This window comes from Streptomyces sp. NPDC056160, assembly GCF_042268205.1.
Taxonomy (GTDB): domain Bacteria; phylum Actinomycetota; class Actinomycetes; order Streptomycetales; family Streptomycetaceae; genus Streptomyces.
On the sequence record NZ_JBHJUW010000283.1, the window covers coordinates 1 to 3999 of the forward strand.

Below are 3999 nucleotides of genomic sequence, written 5' to 3' on the forward strand. Positions count from 1 at the left end.
GCAAGGAACTCGGCATCGAGCGCGTCACTCTCTACCGATATGTCGGTCCCAAAGGCGAGCTCAGAGACCATGGAAAGCATGTTCTCGGACTTACGTAGCAACTCGTTTCTTTTCGCAGGTTGAGCCACCTCCGCGCTTCATCAGAAAACTGAAGGAACCTCCATTGAATCGAACTAATATTTTTTTTGGTGAATCGCATTCTGACTGGTTGCCTGTCAGAGGCGGAGAATCTGGTGATTTTGTTTTTCGACGTGGTGACGGGCATGCCTTCGCGAAAATCGCACCTGCTTCCCGCCGCGGTGAGCTCGCTGGAGAGCGTGACCGCCTCATTTGGCTCAAAGGTCGAGGTGTGGCTTGCCCCGAGGTGATCAACTGGCAGGAGGAACAGGAGGGTGCATGCTTGGTGATAACGGCAATTCCGGGAGTACCGGCGGCTGATCTGTCTGGAGCGGATTTGCTCAAAGCGTGGCCGTCAATGGGGCAGCAACTTGGCGCTGTTCACAGCCTATCGGTTGATCAATGTCCGTTTGAGCGCAGGCTGTCGCGAATGTTCGGACGCGCCGTTGATGTGGTGTCCCGCAATGCCGTCAATCCCGACTTCTTACCGGACGAGGACAAGAGTACGCCGCAGCTCGATCTTTTGGCTCGTGTCGAACGAGAGCTACCGGTGCGGCTCGACCAAGAGCGCACCGATATGGTTGTTTGCCATGGTGATCCCTGCATGCCGAACTTCATGGTGGACCCTAAAACTCTTCAATGCACGGGTCTGATCGACCTTGGGCGGCTCGGAACAGCAGATCGCTATGCCGATTTGGCACTCATGATTGCTAACGCCGAAGAGAACTGGGCAGCGCCAGATGAAGCAGAGCGCGCCTTCGCTGTCCTATTCAATGTATTGGGGATCGAAGCCCCCGACCGCGAACGCCTTGCCTTCTATCTGCGATTGGACCCTCTGACTTGGGGTTGATGTTCATGCCGCCTGTTTTTCCTGCTCATTGGCACGTTTCGCAACCTGTTCTCATTGCGGACACCTTTTCCAGCCTCGTTTGGAAAGTTTCATTGCCAGACGGGACTCCTGCAATCGTCAAGGGATTGAAACCTATAGAAGACATTGCTGATGAACTGCGCGGGGCCGACTATCTGGTATGGCGCAATGGGAGGGGAGCAGTCCGGTTGCTCGGTCGTGAGAACAATCTGATGTTGCTCGAATATGCCGGGGAGCGAATGCTCTCTCACATCGTTGCCGAGCACGGCGACTACCAGGCGACCGAAATTGCAGCGGAACTAATGGCGAAGCTGTATGCCGCATCTGAGGAACCCCTGCCTTCTGCCCTTCTCCCGATCCGGGATCGCTTTGCAGCTTTGTTTCAGCGGGCGCGCGATGATCAAAACGCAGGTTGTCAAACTGACTACGTCCACGCGGCGATTATAGCCGATCAAATGATGAGCAATGCCTCGGAACTGCGTGGGCTACATGGCGATCTGCATCATGAAAACATCATGTTCTCCAGTCGCGGCTGGCTGGTGATAGATCCCGTCGGTCTGGTCGGTGAAGTGGGCTTTGGCGCCGCCAATATGTTCTACGATCCGGCTGACAGAGACGACCTTTGTCTCGATCCTAGACGCATTGCACAGATGGCGGACGCATTCTCTCGTGCGCTGGACGTCGATCCGCGTCGCCTGCTCGACCAGGCGTACGCTTATGGGTGCCTTTCCGCAGCTTGGAACGCGGATGGAGAAGAGGAGCAACGCGATCTAGCTATCGCGGCCGCGATCAAGCAGGTGCGACAGACGTCATACTAGATATCAAGCGACTTCTCCTATCCCCTGGGAACACATCAATCTTACCGGAGAATATCGTTGGCCAAAGCCTTAGCGTAGGATTTCGCCCTCTCCCGCAAACGACCCCTTCTTGGGGTTTATCACGGGCCGGCATCCGTCAGCCCAGCGTCGGTCCTTTGTAGGTTTTCTGCGGCTGGCGCTCCAGCTCCAGTGTTTTCTGATACTCATTCTCCCCCTGCCGGAACTCGGTGGCATTCAGTTCCCGGACAAGCGGCGCAGCTGCTCGCTTAAACTCAGCACCTGCGTGCTCAAGTCCGACACGCGCTCGTTCAGCACCGCGTTCTCCCGTTGCATAAGCCCAGACATCTTCTGCCATTCCGCGAAGGCGCTCTCCCATTCGTCCAGCCTTTGCGAGTAGTCCTGATGTAGCTGCTCTAATGCGGTCAGCAACTGCTTTTCCAGCTCTGTCATTTTCCGCTACTCCTGTTTCAGGCGGATCCAGGTCGTCCCGTCGTAGGGGATGGCTTCGGCTTGCATCCCCGGCGGCAGGATAAGGAACCTCCGGCCGTCGCTGCTCTCCTGATAGCGCACTCCCCACGTCCGGGCAGTCATTTTCGCCAGGGTATCTTCCTGCTGACGAAGATGTGTGTAATTGTCGGTTATCTGCTGCCCCTGCCACCACAGAATGCTCCCGCTCGTGGCGATCAGCAGCGCTGACACCATCAGGATGGTGAGCCATGCCCTCCCGGCTGTCAGCAGCACGCTCCGCCGGTTTTTCTCCATCGCCTCGCTCATACTCTGTTCGTGGGCGCTGATGGCGTCGCTGATTCTCCTCGCGCTTGCGCTCAGTTCCGCTCTGACAGACTGCTCGTGCTCGCTGAATGCGGCTTTCAGCATCTCGCCGGTACTCTGCTGCTGCGCTTTCGATTTCTGCTCCAAGTCCTTCGCCAGCGTTAAAAGACTGCTCATAGATGGCTCCCTTCAGTCGGATGTTTCGCCCCCCGTCCGGGTCGGCAATGCTGATGCTGCTTTTCGTGCTGCGCACCACCTCAAAACCTGCGCTTTCCAGCGCCTCAGTGACGTCCTGACGGGTTTTCAGCTCCCCGGATGAGGCAAGGGCAAGCAGGCCGCGCGTAATCGCCTGGGCAGCTTCCTGCTTCGCTTCCGGCAGCGCGGACGGCGTGACCAGCGCCCGCCGGTTTTCCGGCGCGTTCGGGTCGTGCAGCCCCAGCCGGCCGTTGACCACCGTCTGCCAGGCATCGATGCGCGGCCGGTCGGCGCGGTCGTAGTACGGCTGGAGCCGCCTGCCGGTCAGCAGCTCGGTATTGGGGATCAGAAAGTTCAGCTCCAGACGCCCCTTGTCCGCGTGCTCCACCCACAGAATGCTGTACTGATCTTTATCGAGGCCGGGCATCAGAACACGCTCGAAGCTGGCCATCAGTTTTTCCCGCTGGCCGGGAGGCAGATCTGCCTCCGCAAACGACAGTACGCCGGAGGTGTATTTCTTCACGTAAGGCGACACATCAATCAGCTCCCGGACTTCTTCCGGCTTGCCCTGCAGGACGGTGGCGCCTTCACGCTGCCGGTCTTTACCCAGCAAATAGTCCACCGGCCCGGCGCCACCGCCGCGACCGCGCGGATGAAATTTAATGATCATCGTCCGTTCCTTTCTCAAGAACGGCGTGCCGCAGCTGCTCAAGGCCGGCATCGATTGCCATCAGCGCCGCCACAATCTGCACCCTGTCATGGCCGGTACCGCCGCCGGCGTTAACGCGGCGGGCTATCTGGTTCAGGTTGTTGCCCATGCCGGCAAGCTGGCGCAGCAGCGCCGGCGAGATCGAGGGTAGCTTTCCGGTACGCGCAGGCTTTTCATCAAGACAGGTCTGCCGCATCCACGCCGCCAGCTGCCTGCCGTCACAGCGTTCGAGCAGCCGCCGGTGCTCGTCCTCCGTCACCCACATGGTGAGCATCTTGTTCCGTTTCTCTGACAAACCGGTCTCCTGATAACGCCGGGACGGGCGGGAAAGCCTTTCCCGGTCGGCGCGGGGTTGGACAAGCCGCAGGCGCGTCAGGCTTTTGGCGGGTTTCGGGGCGCAGCCCTGAACCAGTCACGTAGCGCTAGCGGAGTGTATACTGGCTTACTATGGTGGCACGACGGGAATCGGGATGAAATAGTCAGTCATAAAAACTGTGAGATGAGGCTCAGGTGCGTAAGGG

General features: G+C 58.6%; 5 protein-coding genes. 2 read left to right on the top strand and 3 right to left on the bottom strand.

What is annotated here, in order from left to right; all coding sequences use genetic code 11:
- Positions 1-163: 163 nt before the first annotated feature.
- Both aph(3'')-Ib and ACFC02_RS41885 read left to right on the top strand, forming a co-directional pair.
- Positions 164-967 carry an aminoglycoside O-phosphotransferase APH(3'')-Ib gene (gene aph(3'')-Ib, locus ACFC02_RS41880; RefSeq protein ID WP_001082319.1) on the top strand — a complete coding sequence of 268 codons (804 nt, stop codon included), beginning with the start codon at positions 164-166 and terminating at the stop codon, positions 965-967.
- On the top strand, positions 967-1803 hold the full coding sequence (locus ACFC02_RS41885; protein WP_000480968.1) for an aminoglycoside O-phosphotransferase APH(6)-Id: 837 nt from the start codon (positions 967-969) through the stop codon (positions 1801-1803). Before aph(3'')-Ib ends, ACFC02_RS41885 begins: the two co-directional genes overlap by 1 nt.
- 234 nt (positions 1804-2037) lie before the next feature.
- Here ACFC02_RS41885 and ACFC02_RS41890 read toward each other — a convergent pair whose 3' ends face one another.
- From ACFC02_RS41890 to ACFC02_RS41900, 3 genes are all read right to left on the bottom strand, one after another.
- Complete coding sequence (locus ACFC02_RS41890; protein WP_044704874.1) at positions 2038-2253, bottom strand: MbeD family mobilization/exclusion protein; 216 nt, start codon at positions 2251-2253, stop codon at positions 2038-2040.
- A 6-nt stretch (positions 2254-2259) separates the two neighbouring features.
- Positions 2260-2751: an MbeB family mobilization protein gene (locus ACFC02_RS41895; RefSeq protein ID WP_063844470.1), complete on the bottom strand. Its 492-nt coding sequence runs from the start codon at positions 2749-2751 to the stop codon at positions 2260-2262.
- 677 nt (positions 2752-3428) lie between these two features.
- Entirely contained in the window at positions 3429-3773 is a 345-nt protein-coding gene (locus tag ACFC02_RS41900; protein WP_044704870.1) for a MobC family plasmid mobilization relaxosome protein, read from the bottom strand.
- Between the last annotated feature and the right edge of the window lie 226 nt (positions 3774-3999).